Here is a 19,942-nt window from a genome sequence, read left to right on the forward strand (position 1 = left end):
GACCGGCTCATGTCCGGTCGACCCGTGCCCCGCTAGCGGACCGCCAGCGCGATCACCTGCGTGATCTGGCCCGAGCTGAAGTTGTTGTCGCTGACCAGCAGCAACGTCCGCTCACCGCTGGGCAGCCTGGGCCCCCAGGTGATGCCCTCCACGTTGTCCACCTTGGCCAGGCCCACCTGGTCCAGGTCCACCAGCAGCTTCTTGCTCACCGGCCGGACCTTCCTGCCCGCGATCGAGTCCACGTCCTTGATGTTCGTGGCCCCGGCGGTGTTGATCTCGTACACCCGCACCTTGTTGCCCACGCCGGTGGCGTAGGCCCGCTCGACCATCAGGTAGCGGGTCGGGTCCCAGGGGTCGACCGCCACCATGCTGGACACCCCGTTGGTGTCGGTGGTGTTCGGCGGCTTCGGCGTGGCGAACAGCGGCTCGATCGGGTACGCGTACTGCGCGAGTACGTGCCCGAACCGGGTCTGCACGGTGATCCGGCTCAGCGCGCCCGCGCTCGGCGTGGGGTTCGGCCCGTCCTGGATCAGCGGGTCCTCCAACTCGCTGACCAGCAGCGAGCCGCCCGCCGCGTAGGTGATGCCCTCCAGCGTGAGGTTGCGCTGCGGGCCGGTCTGCTGTGCGCTCATGTGCTCGTTGGCGGGCAGCGGCAGCTGGCTCACGAAGTAGCCGTCCCGGCCCGCCTGCCGGATCGAGGGGTCCAGCAGCAGGTTCGGCGGGACCCGGTCGCCCTCCTGGCTCCACGTGATGTTGCCGGTCCAGGGGTCGACCCTGGCCTCCTCCGGGTCCACCGTGGCGTCGGCCTGGGAGCAGGGCGTGGCCTGGCAGTCCTTCAGCGGCGGGTAGGTCTTGCCGTCCGGTCGCAGGAACGGGTGTGTCTCGGTGAAGTCCACCGCGTGCACGCCCCGGGCGTCCACGTCGATGCGGGCCCGGTAGAAGCGGGCCGGGTTGATCGCCGAGCGGTCGTCACTGATGAAGACGTAGTCGCCGGTGCGCGGGTCCCGGTCGATGCTGGACAGGCCGCCCACGGTGGTGCCCTGGAACGGCAGGTTGAACGGCACGATCTGCTCGCCGAGCAGGCGCACCCTGGGGGCGCTCGCCTCGGCGGCCGCCGAGCTGAGCCCGGCCACCAGCAGGGCGGTCACCGTGACGGTGAGGCAACGTCTGAACATGGCGTGCAGCACATACGACCGGGGTGAAGGATGGGTGGACATCCGATAACGCCTACCCTCCTTCGTGTGAACCTCGCAGTGGGCACGGTGTCAGGCGTGGTCGCGCTGGTCGGCGCGGCACTGGTCGTGGTCGGTTTCCTGGGGCTGCGCGGCGGTCTCAAGCGCAACCGCTTCCTCGGTGTGCGCACCCCCGCCGCCCTCGCCAGCGAGGAGGCGTTCCTGCTGGCCAACCAGGTCGCCGGGCTGCCCGTCCTGGTCGGCGGCGCGGTGGGCGTGCTCGGCTCCGCCGCCGCCATCGCGCTGGGCGGCTCGCTGCTGCCGCTGCTGATCGGACTGGTCGGCATGGCCGTCATCGTGCTGGCCGGTGCCGGGCTCGGCGCCAGGGCCGCCGCCGCGATGCCCGAGCCGGAACCGGCCCTGCCCGCGGGCTGCTCGGGCTGCGCCTGCGGCGGCTGCAGCCTGGTCAAGCGCTAGTTGTCCACAGCCGCCGAGTTGTCCACACCTGGATCTTCAGCAAGATCAACTGTCGGGGTGGGGCGGTAGACTGGTGACGGGGACGCCCCCCAGGGAGTGGCGGGGGATGCACTGAGTAGGTGGCTCAGTTGCGCAGCACGTCGCCGGGGTGGGTGGCGTGCAGTGCGAGCGGCATGCCCTGGCGGCGCAGCACGCGGCCCCACAGGTCCACGTTGGGCGGGGTGAGCACGTCCGCGGGCAGCCCGGCCACCACGAACCAGTCCCCGCGCTCGATCTCCCCGGCCAACTGGTTGCTGTCCCAGCCCGCGTACCCGGCGAACACCCGCAGGCCGCGCACCTTCGAGGCCAGCGCCTCGGGGTCGGAGTCCAGGTCCACCATGGCCACCGGGCCGCGCACGGCGATCACGCCCTCGGTACTGCCCGCGTCCTGCCCGGTGTTCAGCGCGGCCAGGCACAGCGCGGTCTTCTGGTCCACCGGTCCGCCGACGAACACCGCCTGCGGCTTGGTGACGTGCGGGCCCCAGGCGGGCAGCACGTCGTGTACGGCGACCTCGCTGGGCCGGTTCAACACCACACCGAGCGTGCCCTCATCGCGGTGATCGATGATGTACACCACGGTTCGGCGGAAGTTCGAGTCGAGCAGGCTCGGTGCGGCAACCAGCAGTGAGCCCGGCTCCACGTCGCGGTCTGGTCGCACCAGGCCATGATCCCACTGCCGACGTGTGATCCGGTGGCAGCCCGCCGGGCACGTAGGCTCCTCGTGTGGCGTCCACCACGAGAACCGATCCGCACGCGGTGCGCAGAATGCTGGCCAGCGCGGACTTCCGGCGCCTTCTGCTGTGCAGGCTCGCCTCGCAGTGGGCCGACGGCGTGTTCCAGGCCGGGCTCGCCGGTGCGGTGCTGTTCAACCCCGAGCGGCAGGCCGACCCGCTGGCGATCGCCGCCGGGTTCGCGGTGATCCTGGGCCCGTACTCGGTGATCGGACCGTTCGCGGGCGCCCTGCTGGACCGCTGGGACCGGCGCAAACTGCTGATCATCGCCAACCTGGTGCGGGCCGTGCTGGTGCTGCTGGCCGCCGCCGCGGACGGGTTCGGGCTGGAGAACGGGCTGATCTACGCGGCGGCCCTGCTGGTGATGGGGGTCAGCCGGTTCATCGGCTCCGGGCTGTCCGCGGCGCTGCCGCACGTGGTGGAGCCGCGCGACCTGGTCAGCGGCAACTCGATCGTGGCGACCCTGGGCGCGGCCACGGCGGCGATCGGCGGGGCCTGCGCCTTCGCACTGCGTGCCGTGCTCGGTTCGGGCAACCTCGGTTCGGCCCTGGTGACCTCCACGGCGGTGCTCGGGGTGGCGCTGTGCTGCCTGCTGGCGGCCAGGTTCGCCGTGGGGCAACTCGGCCCGGACGAGATCAACGAGCCCGCGGCCACGGTGGTCGCCGTGGCCAGGGGGCTGGCCGACGGCGGACGGGCCGCGCTGCGCGTGCCCTCGGTGGCGGCCGGGTTCATCGCGCTGGCGGCGCACCGCATCGCGTACGGCGGCGCGCTGCTGGTGATCGTGCTGCTGATGAAGTACAGCTTCCACAACATGGGGCCGCTGCGCGCCGGGGCGGCCGGGCTGACCGAGGCGGTCGCCGCGGGTGCGGCCGGGCTGCTGACGGCCGGGCTGCTGACCCCGCGCCTGGTGCGGCGGTTCGGCCGGGCCGCCGTCGTGTCCGGTGCGATGGTGCTGGGCTGCGCCGCGCTGCTCGGGCTCGGCCTGCCCATGCTGCTGCCGACGATCCTGGTCGCGGCCTTCGTGATCACCGCCTGCGGCCAGGTCGTGAAGCTGAGCGTGGACGCCGCCATCCAGCGCGACGTGCACGACGACTCACGCGGCCGGGTGTTCTCCGTGTCCGACACGCTGTTCAACATCACCCAGGTCGCGGGCGCCGCGCTGGCCGCCTGGCTGGTGCCGATGGACGGCCGGTCCCCGGGCATCGTGCTCGGCGCCGCCGCGCTGTACCTGCTCGGGCTGGGCGGCTACCTGCTGGTGCTGCGCGCCCACCCGAGCAGCCCGCGCTGAACCTCAGGGTTGGCCAGGGGCCTCGATGCCCTGCTCACGCGCCCAGCTGACCAGTTCGGCCACGGCCTCCTCGTGGCTGAGCGGGCCGCGGTCCAGGCGCACGTCCTTGAGGTGCTTCCACGCCTTGCCCACCAGCGGGCCGGGCGGCAGCCCAAGCAGCTTCATGATCTCGTTGCCGTCCAGGTCCGGGCGCACGCGGGCCAGGTCCTCCTCGGCCGCGATCCGCGCGATGCGCTGCTCCAGCTCGTCGTAGGAGCGCTGCAGGTTCTGCGCCTTGCGCCGGTTGCGCGTGGTGCAGTCGGCCCGCACCAGCTTGTGCAGCCGGGTCAGCAGCGGGCCCGCGTCGGTCACGTAGCGGCGCACCGCGGAGTCGGTCCACTCGCCCTTGCCGTAGCCGTGGAACCGCAGGTGCAGGAACACCAGCTGGGACACGTCGGCGATGACGTCCTTGCTGTACCGCAGCTCGCGCAAACGCTTGCGGACCATCTTGGCCCCGACCACCTCGTGGTGGTGGAAGCTCACCCCGCCGCCCGACTCGAACCGGCGCGTGGCCGGCTTGCCGATGTCGTGCAGCAGGGCGGCCAGTCGCAGCACCAGGTCGGGCCCGTCCTGCTCCAGGTCGACGGCCTGCTCCAGCACGACAAGCGAGTGCTCGTACACGTCCTTGTGCTGGTGGTGCTCGTCGATCTCCAGCCGCATCTCGGGCAGCTCGGGCAGCACGATCCGGGCCAGCCCGGTGTCCACCAGCAGCTCGACGCCCCGGCGCGGGTGCGCCCCGCAGAGCAGCTTGGACAGCTCGGTCTGCACGCGCTCGGCGGTGATCCTGGACAACTCCTCCGACATGGCCGTCATCGCCTCGACCACGCGTGGCGCCGGGCTGAACCCGAGCTGGCTGACGAACCGGGCCGCCCGCAGCATGCGCAGCGGGTCGTCGGCGAAGGACTCCTGCGGGGTCGCCGGGGTGTCCAGCACCTTGGCGGCGAGCGCCTCCATGCCCCCGTACGGGTCGACGAAGCGGCGCTCGGTCAGCTCCACCGCCATGGCGTTCACGGTGAAGTCCCTGCGCAGCAGGTCCGCCTCGATGGAGTCGCCGAAGGTCACCTCGGGGTTGCGGGTCACCCGGTCGTAGCTGTCCGCGCGGAAGGTGGTGATCTCCAGCGTGGTGCCGTGCTTGGTCAGGCCGACGGTGCCGAAGGCGATGCCGGTCTCCCACACGGCGTCGGCCCAGCCGCGCAGGATGGCCAGCACCTGCTGTGGTCGTGCGTCGGTGGTGAAGTCCAGGTCGGTGCCCAGCCTGCCGAGCAGGGCGTCGCGCACGCTGCCCCCGACGAGGTAGAGCTGGTGACCGGCCGCGGCGAACCGCTTGGCCAGTTCCTCGGCGACGGGGGAGATGCGCAGGAGTTCCACCACGGCGTTCTCACGGAGACGCGCGGCGCTGGACGAGTTCGAACCGGACACGACGCACCAGGGTACGGGTACGACGCGCGGTGACCGACCGCTGTCGCGCCGCAACGACCAGCACACCGCGCAGCGCACTACCATCGCGTCATGTCCCCGTCGTCCGGTCGCTCCGGCGGAACCAAGCCGGGGCGCCGCAGCAGGCGCCGGGGCAGGCGCCTGCGGACGGTCGACGAAACCTCCGCGGGCGGCCTGGTGTTGGATGTTGATCACGGCAGCGCGGCGGTGATCGGACGGCTGGACCGGCGGGGCAGACTGCTCTGGTCACTCCCCAAGGGCCACATCGAGTCCGGGGAGACCGCCGAGCAGACCGCGGTCCGCGAGGTCTCCGAGGAGACCGGGATCGACAGCAGGGTGCTCCGCAAGCTCGGCACAATCGACTACTGGTTCGTGGCCGAGGACCGGCGCGTGCACAAGACCGTCCACCACTTCCTGCTCCAGGCGGTCGGTGGAGAACTGTCAGACGAGGACGTGGAGGTCACCGAGGTGGCTTGGGTGCCGCTGGGTGAACTGGACGAGCGGTTGGCCTACGCCGACGAACGCCGCCTGGTGCGGCTGGCGCTCGACCTGCTGGCTGGGCGCACGCCCTCCACCGACGAACCGGAGTCCGCGTGAAAAGGGTGCTGGCGGCACTGGCGGCCGCCGCCTTCACGGTCGCGCTGTCGCCCGGGGCGTACGCGGCGCCGCCGCAGGCCTCCGACCAGCAGAACCGGATCAGGATCGACGTCAACCCGCTGCACCCGCAGCTGGTGACCAGCGACCAGCAGGACACGCTGTCGGTCAGCGGCACGCTGACCAACGTCGGTGACCGCAAGGTGGACCGGCTGGACGTGCGGCTGGAACGCGGCGGCAAGCTGGACGAGAACGGCCTGCGCGGGGCGCTGCAGAAGCCCACCCCGACCAACGAGGTCAGCACGAACTTCCTGAACCAGGTCGCCTCGCTGGCGCCGGGCCAGAGCGTGCCGTTCACCCTGAACGTGTCGCTGCACGGCCAGGCCGGGGAGAGCCTGCTGATCAACGAGCCCGGCGTGTACCCGCTCGTGGTCAACGCCAACGGCACCCCGGACTACGGCCAGCGGGCCAAGGTGGGCCAGTCGCTGACCCTGCTGCCGGTGCTCGGCGTGCCCGGCGGCCCCTCGCTGCCCAAGCCCGCGAGCCCGGCGAAGCTGACGGTGCTGTGGCCGCTGGCGGACCGGCCCAGGGTGCTCGACGAGAGCCAGCCGAACGCCCCGGTGCTCACCGATGACGACCTGGCCACCTCGCTGGCGCCCGGCGGGCGGCTGGACGCGCTGCTGGGTGCCCTGGAGTCGGCGCCGAGCGGGCTGACCGGCTCGCTGTGCGTGGCGGTCGACCCCGACCTGGCGGTCACCGTGCGCGGCATGACCGGGGACTACCAGGTGCGCGGCGCCGACGGCGAGAACCACCCCGGCAAGGGGCAGGCCGCCGCGAGCAGCTGGCTCAGCCGCCTCAAGCAGTACGTGCAGGGCAAGTGCTTCTTCGCGCTGCCCTTCGCCGACGCCGACATCACCGCGCTGAACACCGCCAACGCGCACGGCCTGATCGGTTCGGCCGTGTCCGAGGGCAACAGCAACCTGCTCAAGGACCTGCTGGGCGCCAGCCCGGTGCAGCACCTGGTGTGGCCGATCAACGGGCAGGTCGACGCCAAGACGGTGACCGACCTGGCCGGTGCGGGCGTGCAGGACGTGCTGGTCTCGGGCGCGGTCGTGCCGGGTGCGGACCCGGTGCGACTGGGCTCGGACAAGGGTCCGCGTGCGGTGCGCACCGACGACCTGGTGGCCGCGGCACTGGCCAGCGGCTCGGGTTCGGTGCAGGCCGCGCTGGCCGCGGCCCAGCTGCGGGCCTCCTCGGGCCAGCCGCTGGTCGTGGCGCCGCCGCACCAGTGGACCGTCTCCTCCGCCGACGCCAAGGGCCTGCTCGACGGCTTGCAGTCACTGGTGTCCCAGCAGTACCTGGCCGCGGGCAGCCTGTCCCCGCTGCTGGCTGGCGCCGTGGCGGGCAAGGTGGCGGACCCCCAGTACACCCCGCCGTACGCGCCGAACATGGACGCCGTGCAGGAGAAGGCGTCCGCGGCGACCGACCTGATCAACTCGATGGACCAGGACGCCTCGCTGGCGGTCACCCCGCAGGCGTTCATGGCGCCGGTGGTCAACGACCTGGTGCGCAGCGCCTCCGGGGCGTGGGCCGGTGACGAGGCGGGGGCCAGGCAGTCCCTGGAGCACGCGAACGAGCTGATCGACGGGGTCCGCCAGGGCGTGTTCGTGGTGCAGCCGACCAGCCCGATCAGCCTGGCCTCCGAGGACGCCCCGCTGCCGGTGCGGGTCACCAACCGGCTGCCGGTGCTGGTGAAGGTCAAGGTGCGGCTGTCCAACACCACCGGCATCAACCCGGACGAGGTGCCGGTGCAGCTCATCCCGGCGCGCAACTCCCGCGACGTGCAGATCCCGTCCAAGGTGGTGCGCACCGGGCAGTTCAGCGTGGACGCCACCGTGTACACCCAGACCGGCAACCACCGGCTCGGCTCCTCCGGCCGGTTCGAACTGTCCTCCACGGCGGTGGGCGTCACCACCTTGGTGATCACCGGCTTCGCCGCCGCCGCCCTGTTCGCCCTGTCCGGCCTGCGCATCTACCGCAGGCTCAAGGCCTCCCGGGCCCGCCGCGCCGAGGCCGCAGCCCCTGTCGAACCGGTGCCCAGCGAGCTCGCGCCCGCCCCGGTGCACGCCAAGCAGCACGTGGAGCAGAGTTGACGGCGAGCGCCGCCGCCGAGGTCACGGCCCCGATCGAGAAGCCGGAGCAGGAACCGTCCATCGCCAAGGCCAGCGGCTCCATGGCCGTGGCCACGCTGATCAGCCGGGTGACCGGTTTCGGCTGGCGGCTCGGGCTGACCGTGCTGCTGGGCATCTCGGCGACCCAGGACGCCTACAACCTGGCCAACACCTTCCCGAACATGATCTACGAGCTGTTCGTCGGCAACGTGCTGAGCAGCGTGATCATCCCGGTGTTGGTGCGGGCCCGCGTCGAGGACGAGGACGAGGGCCAGGCGTACACCCAGCGCCTGGTCACCATGGGCACGGTGATGCTGCTGGTGGTCACCGTGCTCGCGGTGGCACTGGCCCCCGTGCTGACGGCCACCTTCACCAACTCGGACTTCAAGCGGCCCGAGCTGGTCACCGCGTTCAGCTACCTGGTGCTGCCGGAGATCCTGTTCTACGGGGTCAGCGCCCTGTTCAGCGCGATCCTCAACGCCCAGAACATCTTCAAGGCGCCCGCCTGGGCGCCGGTGGCCAACAACCTGATCATGTTCGGCACGCTGGCCGCGTACGTGGTGGTGCCGGGCAATCCGGACCTCAACCCGTTCCACATGACCGACGCCAAGTTCCTGGTGCTGGGCATCGGCAGCACCCTTGGTGTGGCGGCACAGGCCCTCGTGCTGGTGCCCGCCCTGCTCAGGAGCGGGTTCGCGCTGCGCTGGCGCTGGGGCTGGGACCGCCGGATCGGTGAGTTCGGCGGGCTGATGCTCTGGGCCTTCGGCTACGTGGCTGTGAGTCAGGTCACCATGTGGGCGATCTCCAAGGTGGCCACCGGGGCCACCGACGGCTCCCTGTCGATCTTCCTGCAGTCCTGGAACCTGTTGCAGGTGCCCTACGGGGTGCTCGGCGTCTCCCTGCTCACGGCGATCATGCCGAAGATGAGCAGGGCGGCGGCCGAGGGCGACAACGGGGCGGTGCTGGACTACCTGTCCCAGGGCAGCAGGCTCAGCGCGGTGCTGCTGGTGCCGATCAGCGGGGTGCTGACCGTGCTCGGCCCCGCCGTTGGGGTGGGCCTGTTCGGCTGGCGCCAGCAGGGCGACGGCCCGTTCCAACTGGGGCTGGGCCTGACCGCCTCGGCCTTCCTGCTGCTGCCCTACGCGATCACCCTGCTGCAACTGCGCGTGTTCTACGCCTTCAACGACGCGCGCACGCCCACCGTGCTGCGCACGATCATGGTCGTCTTCCAGGTGCCCGCGACCTTCGCCTGCGTGCTGCTGCCCACCAACCTGGTGATCTTCGGCATCTGCTGCGTGAACGGCCTGAGCTACGTGCTCGGCATGGTCATCGGCGAGCTGTGGCTGCGTCGCAGGTTCGGCAAGCTGGGCAGCAGGCGGGTGGTGAAGACCTACGTCAAGACCGCGGTCAGCTCGGTCTGGGGCGCCGCGGCGGCCCTGGGTGTTGCGCTGGCGGTCAACCACTTCGTGCCCAACGGGATCCACCACGTGCTCGGGGCCTGGCTGGCGCTGGTCATCGGCGGACTGGTCGGCCTGGCGTGCGCCTTCGGCATGATGACCTTGCTCAGGGTGAGCGAGATGCAGCCCGCGCTGAACCGAATCACCCGATTCGTGCGTCGCTGAGGGTGCTGGCGTCCCCGGCCTCCCGGGGCGGATTCACGTACGCTCGTTGCGAACGGGAGCAGCAGAGAGCGCGGGGTTCGTGACTAGCAGGCCGACAGAGGTAGCCGTCCCAGGCAGGGGAGGGCCCGGGCAGCCGGGACCTGCCCTGATGCCGGGCGGCGTCGTCGGCGACGGCAGGTACCGCCTGCTCAGCTACTCCGGCGTGGACCAGCGCTGCGACGCCCAGCTGTGGCGGGCCCGCGACGGCCAACTCGGCCGTGACGTGGCACTCACCGTACTGGTCGGCACCCAGTCAGACGCGGCGCAGGCCGCCAGGGTTCGACGGACCCTGGAGCGGGCCACGCACGCCGCCAGCTACGCGCACCCCGGGGTCTCGCGCATCCTGGACGTGCTCAGCCCCGGCAGCGGCGTGTCCAGCAAGGAGCACGTGCTGGGCATCGTGGTCGCCGAGTGGACCAACGGCACCGACCTGATCGACCTGATCGCGGACGGCCCGCTGCCCCCGGCCACCGCGTCCCGGCTGCTCGAGCCGCTGGCCGCCGCCGTGGAGGGTGCCCACCACGCGGGGCTGGTGCTGGGCACCGAGCACCCGCAGCGCATCCGCGTCACGCCCGAGGGGCAACTGCGGCTGGCCTTCCCGGGGCCGCGTGCGGAGGCCGTCTCCCGCGACGACGTCAAGGGCCTCGGCGCGATCCTGTACCTGCTGCTGACCGGCCGCTGGGCCCTGCCGGGTGGCCCCGAGGGCATACCTGTGGCGCCGATCGGGCCGAATGGCAGCGTGGTCGCGCCGCGCAGCCTGCACCCGGTGGTGCCGCACGCGCTGTCCACGGTGGCCGTGCGCAGCCTGGAGGACACCAGCGTCGGCGGCATCCGCACCGGGGCCGCGATCCTCCAGGTGCTCGACGAGATCGCCGAGGCCGAGGCGGAGACCGGGCTGATCCCCGCGGTGCCGGAGGAGCCCGAGGACGACGTGGTGTGGACCACCCGCCGCCCGGTCAAGGACAAGACCCGCAGCCGCAAACTCGCGGTGGGCGTGGGCGTGCTGGCGCTGGCCACCCTGCTGGTGCTCGGCTGGATCGCGATGACGATCATCGGCTTCTTCAGCGACTCGAACAAGAACGACGGCAGCCCCCCGCTGGTGATCACCCAGGCGGTGGTGCCCTCCAGCCAGCAGGGCACGCCCAGCAGCACCGGCGCGCCGGCCCAGGCCGGTCCGGTGAAGCCGAGCAGCGTGGCGGTCTTCAACGTGGCCGGGGACCCGGACAGCCAGAACAAGGCGACGCTGGCCACCGACGGGGACCCGAACACCGCCTGGCGCACCGACCGGTACGTGAGCAACTTCCCCGCGCTCAAGCCCGGCATCGGGCTGATGCTGACCTTCGCCCAGCCGGTGAAGCTGGCCCAGGTGACGATCACCTCGCCCAGCGAGGGCACTGTGGTGGAGATCAGGACCGCGGCCACCGACAACCCGGAGCTGTCCCAGACCCAGGTGGTCGGCAACGCGACCCTCGGCAAGGGCGAGACCCAGGTCCCGGTGAAGATGACCGCGCCGGGCCAGCGCGTGATCGTCTGGCTGACCAAGCTCACCGACGGCGGCAGGTTCTACAGCGCCCAGATCAACGAGCTCAAGTGCACGGCAGCGGCCTGACGATCATCGGCTGACCTATATCCTCAGCCGGTGACCGCAGCCGCCAGCTCGGACGCCGACCTGATAGCGGCCCACGCCGCCGGCGATCCGCATGCCTTCGCAGAGGTGGTCAGGCGACATCGGGACCGCATGTGGGCAGTGGCACTGCGCACCCTGCGCGACCCCGAGGAAGCGGCTGACGCGCTCCAGGAGGCCTTCATCTCCGCGTTCCGCGCGGCCGGTGCGTTCCGCGCCGAGTCGCAGGTGACCACCTGGCTGCACCGGATCGTGGTGAACGCCTGCCTGGACCGGATCCGGCGCAGGCAGGCCCGCCCGACGGTGCCGCTGCCCGAGCCGGGTACGGGGGCCGCCGAGCCCGCGCTGCCCAGAGACGCCGTGTCGGACCTGCAGACCAGAATGGTGGTCCAGGACGCGCTGGCCGAGCTGCCCGACGAGCAGCGCGCGCCGATCGTGCTGGTCGACGTGGAGGGCTACTCGGTGGCCGAGACGGCCAAGCTGCTGGGCATCGCGGAGGGCACGGTGAAGAGCCGCTGTGCCCGTGGCCGAGCGAAGCTGGCGAAACTTCTGGGGCACCTGCGGAACCCGAGTGCAGATGCGAACGTCCCAGGTGACACAAGGGCTGTGCATCAGCAACGTCACTGGGAGGGCCGATGACCGGGGATGAGCGGCGGAGCGGGCCGCCGTGGTCTGTCGACCTGCTGGCTGACCTCCACGCCGGCGTGCTCGACCAGGCCGAGGAGGCCGAGTTGCGCGCGCTGGTCGCCGGGGACGCCGAGGCGCTGGCGGTGCTCGGCGCGCTGGACGCCACCCAGGCCGAGCTGGCGAACCTGCCGACCATGCGCATGCCCGAGGACGTGGCCGCGCGGATCGACGCGGCGCTGGCCGCCGAGGTCGCCGCGAGCAGACCGGCGCCGATCGCGCCCGTGGTGGACATCGAGGCCGCCCGCAGGCGGCGAAACCGCAGGCTGGGCTGGGGTTCCGGGCTGGTCGCGGCGGCGGCCGTGGCGGTGGGCGTGACCATGCTGGTGAGCACCACCGGCACGCCGACCAGCGGCTTCCCGCAGGCCGTGCCAACCCCGGGCAACGCCACCTCCTCCGAACCGCGTACGGAGCCGCCCAACGGCCCGCTGCTGCTCCAGAACGAGGACTACGGGGCCGCGCTGCCCAAGGTGCTCGGCGCCAAGGACGCGGGTGCGCTGGACAGCCCGCAGAAGATCACCGCCTGCCTCCAGGCCAACGGGGTCAACCCGCAGGTCAGCCCGCTGGGCGTGCGCCGCGTGGAGGTCAAGGGCAAGCAGGGCGTGATGTTCCTGCTGCCGACCGGCAAGGTCATGCGCACCCAGGTGCTCGTGGTGGAGCCGACCTGCGCGGCGGGCAACCCGGCCACGATCGCGAACAGCGTCATCGGAGGCTGAACGGTTGACGCACAGCTGGGCCAGGACCGGCGGTCCCGGCCCAGCTGCACACCCCCAGGCCGGAGAGCGGCCGGTGAAGTCGCGTTTGTCGAGCTTAGTCCTGATCCGGCCGGGGTGGAGCGCTGTCTGTTCACTGTTCCCACCTGGTCAACGTGCTCGTGAACGCGTGTGGCACCGTCGGCGTAGACACCTTCGAGCAGCACGCCGACGCGGGGAGGCAGGGTGAGCGGATTCCCCGGCTCGTTCTGGTGGGGGACCGCGGCCTCGGCCACCCAGACCGAGGGCGCCGCGCCCGCATCGGACTGGCGCGCGTGGGAGCTGGCCGGGCGGGCACCCGAGTCCGGGGACGGCAACGGCTTCGCCACCCGCTACCGCGAGGACTTCGCGCTGCTGGCCGGCTGGGGGCTGACCCACCACCGGCTGTCCCTGGACTGGGCTCGGCTGGAGCCGGTGCGCGGGCAGTACGACCGGGCCGCCGTCGAGTACTACCGCGAGGTGCTCGCCGCGGGCAGGTCCGCCGGGCTGCGGATCTGGGTCTGCCTGCTGCACTCGGTGCTGCCGCGGTGGTTCGCCGAGGCGGGCGGCTTCCTCGCCCCGGACGCGAGCCAGGTCTGGGCGCGGCACGTGGACTTCGTCGCGGACACCTTCGGCGACCTCGTGTTCGGCTGGAAGCCGGTGAACGCCCCGGCCAGCTTCGCGGCCCGCCGCTACCTGACCGACCAGTTCCCGCCCGGCCACGTGTCCCGCCAGGAGTTCGCCGCCGCACTGCGGGCGGTCCACCTGGCCACCGTGCACGCCGCCCTGCGCCTGCGCGGCGGGGGTCAGCCGGTGGCCAGCGTGCACGCGCTGGCGCCGATCTCGCCCGCCGACCCCTCACCCGGCGCCGCGGACGCCGCACGGGCCCTGGACGGGGTCGTGTGGGGCTCCTGGCTGGCGCTGGCCCGCAGCGACGCGTTCGCCGAGGCGTTCGACCACTACGGCTTCTCGTACTACTACGCCATGGCGGTGGACGCCGCGGGCGGCCTGCACCCGCACCCGTCCGGGCTGCCTGTCGGCCCGCAGGGCTACGTGCGGTGGGCGGAGGGGCTGGGCCTGGTGCTGCGCAGGCTGGGTGAGGAACTGCCCGGCCGGAGCTTCCTGGTCAGCGAGCTGGGCTGGGGCGGAACCGATGACCTGGCCCGTACGAAGTACCTGCGTGCGGCGCTGGCCGAGGTGCGCGGGGCGCTCGGGCGCGGGCTGGACCTGCGCGGGGTGTTCTTCTGGACCGGGATCGACAACTACGAGTGGCTGCACGGCCACCGGGTCCAGTACGGGCTGTTCGACCTGGGCAGGCAGCCCAGAGGCAGCGCGCACGCGATCCGCGAGATCATTACCAGGACTTGAACAGCCCCCCTCCTGTCGGCCGTGTCACTCCGGACGGCGGCGGCGGAATTCTGGGCACCTACCATCGCGTTGACGAAGACAAAGCTGATACGGAGGTCCTGCCAGTGGCTGCGGAGTCGGAAGGCATCCGGAACCTGATCGTCGTCGGGTCCGGTCCCGCGGGGTACACGGCGGCGGTATACGCGGCTCGTGCCCAGCTGGAACCGCTGGTGTTCGAGGGCACCCAGTACGGCGGCGCACTGATGACCACCACCGAGGTGGAGAACTACCCGGGCTTCCGCGACGGGATCATGGGGCCCGAGCTGATGGAGCAAATGCGCGCCCAGGCCGAGCGGTTCGGCGCCGAGCTGCGCGCCGAGGACGTGGAGGACGTGCAGCTGGCCGGTGAGGTCAAGTACGTCACCGCGAACGGCGTGCGCTACGCGGCCAGGGCCGTCGTGCTGGCCATGGGCGCCGCGGCGCGCTACCTGGACGTGCCGGGGGAGCAGCGGCTGCTGGGCCGGGGCGTGTCCGCCTGTGCCACCTGTGACGGCTTCTTCTTCCGGGACCAGGACATCGCCGTGGTCGGTGGGGGCGACTCCGCGATGGAGGAGGCCACCTTCCTGACCCGCTTCGCGCGCAGCGTGACCATCGTGCACCGGCGCGAGGAGTTCCGCGCCTCGCGCATCATGCTGGAGCGCGCCAAGGCCAACGAGAAGATCAAGTGGCTGCTCAACGCCGAGGTCACCGAGGTGCTGGGCGAGACCACCGTCACCGGGGCCACGGTGCGCGACACCGTGACCGGCGCCGAGTCCAGGCTCGACGTGACCGGCCTGTTCATGGCGATCGGCCACGACCCGCGCAGCGCGCTGGTCACCGGCCAGGTCGACGTGGACGGGGAGGGCTACGTCAAGGTGCGCGAGCAGTCCACGTACACCAACCTGGACGGCGTGTTCGCCGCTGGCGACCTGGTGGACCACACCTACCGGCAGGCGATCACCGCGGCGGGCTCCGGCTGCGCCGCGGCCATCGACGCCGAGCGCTGGCTGGCCGAGCACGCCGCGAGCGACGAGCCCGCGGCAGCGGCCGCCGCCAACTGACCTGATCACCACGCAGTACGACGAGGAGAGAACCATGGCCGGCAACACCGTGACCGTCACGGACAAGTCGTTCGTCGAGGACGTCCTGCAGAGCGACAAGCCCGTGCTGGTCGACTTCTGGGCCACCTGGTGTGGCCCGTGCAAGATGGTCGCGCCGGTGCTGGAGGAGATCGCCGCCGAGCACGGCGACAAGCTCACCGTCGCCAAGCTGGACATCGACGCCAACCCCACCATCGCCAGGGACTACCAGATCATGTCCGTGCCGACGATGATCCTGTTCCAGGGCGGCAAGCCGGCCAAGCAGATCGTCGGCGCCAAGCCGAAGGCCGCGATGCTGGCGGAGTTGTCCGACGTGCTGTGACACACCTGGGAGCAACCCGACCGCGTGGCCTGTGCGTCTTACCATCGACGTACAGGCCACGCGGCCATTCGGGCTAGGTCGGTAGTGGTCCGAACGCTCTGCGTAGCCCTGTGTGGAGCATTGTCACGGGCAGGGCACAATAAAGCGTCGCAAACCGCGCCGGTGTATCCGGCGCCCGATCGAGCGAGGGGTGCATGCAGGTACTCCGCCGCGGTGACGTCGGTCCGGCTGTCGCCGAGATCAGGACGACTCTCACCGCGCTCGGGCTGCTGCCCGAGACCAGTGCTGGAGCTGAGGTGTTCGACGTGGACGTCGAACACGCGGTTCGGGCTTTCCAGCAGCAGCGGGGCCTGATCACCGACGGCCTCGTCGGCACGGCGACCTATTCCGCGCTGCGTGCCGCCACCTTCCAGCTGGGTGACCGTCCACTGGCCTACCTGGTCTCGCACCCGATGTCCGGGGACGACGTGGCCACGTTGCAGGAACGGCTGCTGGAGCTCGGCTTCGACGCCGGGCGGCACAGTGGCGTCTTCGACCTGCGCAGCGAGCAGGCGTTGCGCAACTTCCAGCGCGAGTACGGGCTGACCGTGGACGGCATCTGCGGGGCCGAGACGGTGCGCGCGCTGCGCCAGCTCAAGCCGAAGGTGCGTGGCGGGCGGCCGGTGTTCCTGCGCGAGCAGGAGCAGGTCCGCAGGGCCGGTCCGAGGCTGCGCGGCAAGCGGATCGTCATCGACCCGGGCCACGGCGGCCGGGACCGCGGCGTGGTGGTCGGCAGCCTCAGCGAGGCCGACCTGGTCTGGGACCTGGCGCGCAGGCTGGAGGGCCGCATGCAGGCCACCGGCATGGAGGCGCTGCTGTCCCGCGGGCCCAACCAGTGCCCGCCCGAGTCGGAGCGGGCCCGTTTCGCCAACGAGGCGGGCGCGGACCTGATCCTGTCCCTGCACGTGGACGCCAACCGCTCGCCCAACGCGCGCGGCCTGGCCAGCTTCCACTTCGGCACCGGCAACGGCACGACCTCCACGGTGGGTGAGGCCCTCGCCGGGTTCATCCAGCGCGAGCTGGTCGCCCGCACCGGCATGCCGGACTGCCGCTCGCACCCGAGGACCTGGGACATCCTGCGGTCCACCCGCTGCACGGCGGTGCGGGTCGAGGTGGGCTACCTGACCAACGAGCTGGACCGGGCGCTGCTGTCCGACCCGACCTTCCGGGACACCGTGGCCGAGGGCATCCTCGTGGCCGTGAAGCGGCTGTACCTGCTGGGTGAGAACGACCAGCCGACCGGCACCTTCACCTTCGGCGACCTGCTCAAGCACGAGCTGGCCAAGGCCGAGTAGGTAGATTTGTCGACAAGGCCCCCGTGCTGCGGCGCGGGGGCCTTGTTCGTGCTCAGGCCGGGCGCAGCGTGGGCTCGGAGCTGCCCACCCCGGTGATCGTGACGGTGCCGAGCAGGCGCTCCAGCGCGGCCTCCACGTCTTCCTTCCAGGACAGCGCGGTACGCAGCTCCAGGCGCAGCCTGGGCCAGCGCGGGTGCGGGCGCACCGTCTTGAAGCCCACGGAGAGCAGGAAGTTCGCCGGGATGACGCAGCCGTTGGGCTCGTCGATCGAGCCGTCGCCGAAGGCCTCGACGGCCTTCACCCCGCGCTTGGTGAGGTCCTTGGCCACCGCCTGCACCAGCACCCGGCCCAGCCCGCCACCGGCGAACTCGGGCAGCACGTGCAGGGAGGTCAGCAGCACCGCGTCGGCGGAGACCGGGGCGGTGGGGAAGGCCACAGCCCTGGGCACGGCACTGGGCGGGGCGTAGAGCGCGTACCCGGCGGGCACGCCGTCCACGTAGATGACCCGGCCGCAGGAGCCCCACTCCAGCAGCACGCTGGAGATCCAGGCCTCCTTCTCGAAGTCGGTCTGGCCGTACTCCTCGGCCTGCTCCTTCAGGTGCGGCGCGAGCTCCCAGAACACGCACTTGCGGCACCGCTTGGGCAGGTGCTCCAGGTTGTCCAGTGTGACGCCCACGACGCGCCGCGACACAAGACCTCCCTGAGCAAGGACAGCAAGCAGACTTCACCGCCCGTGTCACCCACGGGAACCCGGACCAGCATAGGCCGATGTGACGAGCGTCGGAAGCAGGCGGCCCCGATCGGGACGGCGGTTACACTCGACTGATCTATACCCTCCGGATGGAGTGCGACGGTGACAGCCCCCGGTTCTCAGCCCGCCCAGCAGGGCGCCCGCAGCCTTGACCCGCACCTGAGCCGCTACGCGGCGCGCACCGCGGGCATGACGGCATCTGAGATCCGAGCGCTCTTCGCGGTGGCGAGCCGCCCCGAGGTCGTCTCCCTGGCCGGTGGCATGCCCTACCTGGCCGCCCTGCCGCTGGACGCGCTGTCGGCGGACATCGGCCGACTGATGGCCACCGAGGGCCTCACCGCGCTGCAGTACGGCTCCGCGCAGGGCATGCCCGAGCTGCGCGAGCAGATCTGCGAGGTCATGGCCCTGGAGGGCATCCGCGCGCACCCCGACGACGTGGTGGTGACCGTGGGCTCGCAGATGGGCCTGGACATGGTCACCAGGGTGTTCTGCGACCCGGGCGACGTGGTGCTGGCCGAGGCCCCGTCGTACGTGGGCGCGCTGGGCACCTTCTCGGCCTACCAGGCGCAGGTCGTGCACGTGGAGATGGACGACGCGGGCCTGGTGCCCGAGGCGCTGCGGGCCGCGCTGGCCGCCGTGGCCGCCTCCGGGCGCCGCGTGAAGTTCCTCTACACGATCCCGAACTTCCAGAACCCCGCAGGCGTCACGCTCTCGGTGCAGCGCAGGACCGAGGTCCTGGAGATCTGCGCCCAGCACGACGTGCTCGTGGTGGAGGACAACCCGTACGGCCTGCTCGGCTTCGACGGGCAGACCTACCCGGCGCTGCGCTCGGTCGAGGCCGACAACGTGGTGTACCTGGGCTCGTTCTCCAAGACCTTCGCGCCGGGACTTCGGGTGGGCTGGGTGCTCGCCCCGCACGCGGTGCGCGAGAAGCTGGTGCTGGCCGCCGAGTCGGCGACCCTGTGCCCGCCCGCGTTCACCCAGGCCGTGGTGACCCGCTACCTGACCCAGCACGACTGGAAGGGCCAGATCAAGACCTACCAGGAGGCGTACCGGGAGCGCCGGGACGCCACCCTGTCGGCGATGGAGCAGCACCTGCCCTCGGGCTGCACCTGGACCAAGCCGGACGGCGGCTTCTACGTGTGGCTGACCGTGCCGGAAGGCCTGGACACCAAGGCGATGCTGCCCAGGGCGGTCACCCAGCGCGTGGCGTACGTGCCCGGCACGGCGTTCTACGCGGACAGCTTCGGCAGCAGGCAGATGCGCCTGTCGTACTGCTACCCGACCCCGGAGCGCATCCGCGAGGGCGTTCGTCGCCTGGCGGCCGTGCTGGAGGGCGAGATGGAGCTGCTGAGCACCTTCGGCACGGTGCACCGCCGGAACCTGAGTGGGCCGCAGACGCCGACTCCGGACACCGCCTGATCCTCCATTACGGTGACCGGCATGTCGGATCGCTGGGTTGCCGTGTTGTCGGGTGGGCTCTCGCACGAGCGTGACGTGTCGCTGCGCTCCGGTCGGCGGCTGTCCGCCGCGCTGCGCACCGCCGGGCTCACCGTGGAGGAGTGGGACGCCGACGGCGGACTGCTCGACCGGCTGCGCGCCAACCGGCCGGACGCCGTGGTGGTCGCCATGCACGGTGGCGAGGGCGAGAACGGCTCCGTGCAGTCGATCCTGGAGATGCTGGACGTGCCCTACGTGGGCACCGACTCGCGGTCCTGCCGTCGCGCGTGGGACAAGCCCACCGCCAAGTCGGAGCTGGCCAGGGTCGGGCTGAACACCCCGGACTGGGTGGTGCTGCCGCACAGCACGTTCCGCGAACTGGGCGCGCAGGCCGTGCTGGACGCACTGGTGGAGCGGCTCGGCCTGCCGCTGATCCTCAAGCCGGACCAGGGCGGCTCGGCGCTGGGCACCCAGGTGGTGCGCGAGGCCGCCGAGCTGCCCGCGGCGATGGTGGGTTGCCTCGCCTACGGGGACACCGTGCTCGCCGAGCGGTTCGTGCCGGGGGTGGAGGTGGCCGTGGGCGTGCTCGAGGGGCCGGGTGGTCCCGAGGCGCTGCCCGCGGTGGAGATCAGCCCGCAGTGCGGGGTCTACGACTACACCGCTCGCTACACCGCAGGGCTCACCGAGTTCCACGCCCCGGCCCGGCTGAGCCCCGCCGCGGCCGAGGAGGTCGGCGCGCTCGCGGTGGCCGCGCACCGGCTGCTCGGTCTGCGCGACGTGTCCCGCACGACCGCGATCGTCGGCGAGGACGGGGCGGTGAACTTCATCCAGGTGAACGTCTCGCCCGGACTCACCGAGACCTCGCTGCTGCCGATGGCGCTGGAGGCGGCGGGCCGATCACTGGGGGAGGCCTTCGCCGAACTGGTCGAGCGAGCGGTGGCCCGGGGCGGGCGCTGACCCG

At 71.7% G+C, this 19,942-nt stretch carries 18 protein-coding genes; 14 read left to right on the forward strand and 4 right to left on the reverse strand.

Features of this window, described 5'->3' with window-relative positions:
* Positions 1-32: 32 nt before the first annotated feature.
* Positions 33-1,175 (reverse strand): esterase-like activity of phytase family protein, encoded by a 1,143-nt coding sequence (locus KALB_RS43390; protein WP_025361948.1) that lies wholly within the window; start codon positions 1,173-1,175, stop codon positions 33-35.
* A gap of 66 nt (positions 1,176-1,241) precedes the next feature.
* Between KALB_RS43390 and KALB_RS43395 the strand changes: the two genes are divergently transcribed.
* Complete coding sequence (locus tag KALB_RS43395; protein ID WP_236650143.1) at positions 1,242-1,649, forward strand: SdpI family protein; 408 nt, start codon at positions 1,242-1,244, stop codon at positions 1,647-1,649.
* A gap of 124 nt (positions 1,650-1,773) precedes the next feature.
* Here KALB_RS43395 and KALB_RS43400 read toward each other — a convergent pair whose 3' ends face one another.
* The gene (locus KALB_RS43400; protein ID WP_025361950.1) at positions 1,774-2,346 is read right to left on the reverse strand and encodes a YqgE/AlgH family protein; all 573 of its coding nucleotides are present in this window, start codon (positions 2,344-2,346) and stop codon (positions 1,774-1,776) included.
* Positions 2,347-2,453: 107 nt separating this feature from the next.
* On the opposite strand from KALB_RS43400, the gene KALB_RS43405 reads away from it, so the two are divergent.
* The gene (locus KALB_RS43405; protein ID WP_025361951.1) at positions 2,454-3,707 is read left to right on the forward strand and encodes an MFS transporter; all 1,254 of its coding nucleotides are present in this window, start codon (positions 2,454-2,456) and stop codon (positions 3,705-3,707) included.
* 3 nt (positions 3,708-3,710) lie between these two features.
* On the opposite strand, the gene KALB_RS43410 is transcribed toward KALB_RS43405, so the two are convergent.
* Entirely contained in the window at positions 3,711-5,165 is a 1,455-nt protein-coding gene (locus KALB_RS43410; RefSeq protein WP_025361952.1) for a CCA tRNA nucleotidyltransferase, read from the reverse strand.
* A 90-nt stretch (positions 5,166-5,255) separates the two neighbouring features.
* Between KALB_RS43410 and KALB_RS43415 the strand changes: the two genes are divergently transcribed.
* The 10 genes from KALB_RS43415 (at position 5,256) to KALB_RS43460 (ending at position 16,790) form a co-directional block, all read left to right on the forward strand.
* Positions 5,256-5,780, forward strand: a complete 525-nt coding sequence (locus KALB_RS43415) for an NUDIX hydrolase (RefSeq protein ID WP_025361953.1) — start codon at positions 5,256-5,258, stop codon at positions 5,778-5,780.
* Entirely contained in the window at positions 5,777-7,930 is a 2,154-nt protein-coding gene (locus KALB_RS43420) for a DUF6049 family protein (protein ID WP_025361954.1), read from the forward strand. Before KALB_RS43415 ends, KALB_RS43420 begins: the two co-directional genes overlap by 4 nt.
* Complete coding sequence (gene murJ / locus KALB_RS43425) at positions 7,927-9,570, forward strand: murein biosynthesis integral membrane protein MurJ (protein ID WP_025361955.1); 1,644 nt, start codon at positions 7,927-7,929, stop codon at positions 9,568-9,570. The genes KALB_RS43420 and murJ overlap by 4 nt, the downstream gene beginning before the upstream one ends.
* 148 nt (positions 9,571-9,718) lie before the next feature.
* Positions 9,719-11,218, forward strand: a complete 1,500-nt coding sequence (locus tag KALB_RS43430) for a protein kinase family protein (protein ID WP_025361956.1) — start codon at positions 9,719-9,721, stop codon at positions 11,216-11,218.
* Between the two features lie 30 nt (positions 11,219-11,248).
* On the forward strand, positions 11,249-11,872 hold the full coding sequence (gene sigM, locus KALB_RS43435) for an RNA polymerase sigma factor SigM (RefSeq protein WP_025361957.1): 624 nt from the start codon (positions 11,249-11,251) through the stop codon (positions 11,870-11,872).
* Complete coding sequence (locus KALB_RS43440) at positions 11,869-12,633, forward strand: RsmA family anti-sigma factor (protein ID WP_025361958.1); 765 nt, start codon at positions 11,869-11,871, stop codon at positions 12,631-12,633. Before sigM ends, KALB_RS43440 begins: the two co-directional genes overlap by 4 nt.
* A 222-nt stretch (positions 12,634-12,855) precedes the next feature.
* Positions 12,856-14,016, forward strand: a complete 1,161-nt coding sequence (locus KALB_RS43445) for a family 1 glycosylhydrolase (RefSeq protein WP_025361959.1) — start codon at positions 12,856-12,858, stop codon at positions 14,014-14,016.
* Between the two features lie 104 nt (positions 14,017-14,120).
* The gene (trxB, locus tag KALB_RS43450; protein ID WP_025361960.1) at positions 14,121-15,095 is read left to right on the forward strand and encodes a thioredoxin-disulfide reductase; all 975 of its coding nucleotides are present in this window, start codon (positions 14,121-14,123) and stop codon (positions 15,093-15,095) included.
* Positions 15,096-15,129: 34 nt separating this feature from the next.
* Positions 15,130-15,456, forward strand: a complete 327-nt coding sequence (gene trxA / locus KALB_RS43455; RefSeq protein WP_025361961.1) for a thioredoxin — start codon at positions 15,130-15,132, stop codon at positions 15,454-15,456.
* Between the two features lie 194 nt (positions 15,457-15,650).
* Positions 15,651-16,790, forward strand: coding sequence for an N-acetylmuramoyl-L-alanine amidase (locus KALB_RS43460; RefSeq protein ID WP_025361962.1), 1,140 nt, complete (start codon positions 15,651-15,653; stop codon positions 16,788-16,790).
* 52 nt (positions 16,791-16,842) lie between these two features.
* Here the strand turns inward: KALB_RS43460 and KALB_RS43465 are convergent, their stop codons facing one another.
* Positions 16,843-17,481, reverse strand: coding sequence for a GNAT family N-acetyltransferase (locus KALB_RS43465; RefSeq protein ID WP_025361963.1), 639 nt, complete (start codon positions 17,479-17,481; stop codon positions 16,843-16,845).
* 162 nt (positions 17,482-17,643) lie between these two features.
* Here KALB_RS43465 and KALB_RS43470 point away from each other — a divergent pair, with 162 nt between their 5' ends.
* Together KALB_RS43470 and KALB_RS43475 are read left to right on the forward strand one after the other, a co-directional pair.
* Entirely contained in the window at positions 17,644-18,963 is a 1,320-nt protein-coding gene (locus KALB_RS43470; protein ID WP_025361964.1) for an aminotransferase-like domain-containing protein, read from the forward strand.
* Between the two features lie 21 nt (positions 18,964-18,984).
* Positions 18,985-19,938, forward strand: a complete 954-nt coding sequence (locus KALB_RS43475) for a D-alanine--D-alanine ligase family protein (protein ID WP_025361965.1) — start codon at positions 18,985-18,987, stop codon at positions 19,936-19,938.
* Positions 19,939-19,942: the final 4 nt, after the last annotated feature.

The organism is Kutzneria viridogrisea DSM 43870, assembly GCF_000525635.1.
GTDB classification, from domain to species: domain Bacteria; phylum Actinomycetota; class Actinomycetes; order Mycobacteriales; family Pseudonocardiaceae; genus Kutzneria; species Kutzneria viridogrisea.

Bases quoted from the DNA above. Each gene is read 5' to 3' on its own strand.
- KALB_RS43405 (WP_025361951.1), top strand. From the start codon at position 2,454: ATGCTGGCCAGCGCGGACTTCCGGCGCCTTCTGCTGTGCAGGCTCGCC.
- KALB_RS43390 (WP_025361948.1), bottom strand. From the start codon at position 1,175: ATGTTCAGACGTTGCCTCACCGTCACGGTGACCGCCCTGCTGGTGGCC.
- KALB_RS43475 (WP_025361965.1), top strand. From the start codon at position 18,985: ATGTCGGATCGCTGGGTTGCCGTGTTGTCGGGTGGGCTCTCGCACGAG.
- KALB_RS43415 (WP_025361953.1), top strand. From the start codon at position 5,256: ATGTCCCCGTCGTCCGGTCGCTCCGGCGGAACCAAGCCGGGGCGCCGC.
- KALB_RS43430 (WP_025361956.1), top strand. From the start codon at position 9,719: ATGCCGGGCGGCGTCGTCGGCGACGGCAGGTACCGCCTGCTCAGCTAC.
- KALB_RS43460 (WP_025361962.1), top strand. From the start codon at position 15,651: ATGCAGGTACTCCGCCGCGGTGACGTCGGTCCGGCTGTCGCCGAGATC.
- KALB_RS43440 (WP_025361958.1), top strand. From the start codon at position 11,869: ATGACCGGGGATGAGCGGCGGAGCGGGCCGCCGTGGTCTGTCGACCTG.
- trxA (WP_025361961.1), top strand. From the start codon at position 15,130: ATGGCCGGCAACACCGTGACCGTCACGGACAAGTCGTTCGTCGAGGAC.